The sequence below is a fragment of the Burkholderia sp. KCJ3K979 genome (genome assembly GCF_016759955.1).
GTDB lineage: Bacteria > Pseudomonadota > Gammaproteobacteria > Burkholderiales > Burkholderiaceae > Burkholderia > Burkholderia orbicola.
In genome coordinates, this window is sequence record NZ_JACFYV010000447.1 from 1 (window position 1) to 753 (window position 753).

Here is a 753-nt window from a genome sequence, read left to right on the forward strand (position 1 = left end):
GCTGAGCGCGGGCGACCCGCGGCTCGTGATGGGCAGCGTCACCGCGTTCGGCCCGCGCGGCCCGCTGCGCGACTGGCCGGGCTTCGACCAGATCGCGCAGGGCTATGCGGGGCTGATGAGTCTCACCGGTTTCCCGGACGGCGAGCCGACCCGCACGGGCACCGCGATCGGCGATCTCAGCTCGGGGATGTGGGTCGCGACCGGCGTGATGGCCGCGCTGTTCGAGCGCGAGCGCACCGGGCGCGGCCAGCATGTCGGCACGTCGCTGCTCGAAAGCCTCGTTGCGCTGCTGAGCGTACACGGGCAACGCTACCTGAGCCTCGGCGACGTGCCACGCCGTACCGGCAATGCGCATGCGGTGATCGCGCCGTACGGCGTGTTCGAGACGGCCGACGGCCCGCTCAACCTCGCGCCGATCACGACCGACATGTGGCTGCGGCTGTGCCAGTTGCTGGATCTGCCCGCGCTACCCGACGATCCGCGCTTCGCGACCAACGATGCGCGCGTCGCGCATCGCGATGAACTCAAGGCGCTGCTCGAAAGCCGGCTGCGCACGCGCGGCAAGCGCGACTGGACGCAACGGTTCGTCGAGGCCGGGCTGCCGGCCGGGCCGATCCATACGCTCGACGAAGTGTTCGACGATCCGCAGCTCGCGCATTGCGGGCTGGTCGAGCCGGTCGCGCATCCGACGCTCGGTACGCTGCGCCAGGTCGTCACGCCGCTCGGCGGGATGGGCGACGACCTGCCGGCGCC

At 71.7% G+C, this 753-nt stretch carries 1 protein-coding gene; it reads left to right on the forward strand.

Translation table 11 applies throughout. The annotated features are described in order from the left end of the window. Positions 1 to 753: CaiB/BaiF CoA transferase family protein (locus tag H3O04_RS35535; RefSeq protein ID WP_202589534.1), on the forward strand; the 753-nt coding region annotated here is incomplete at both ends.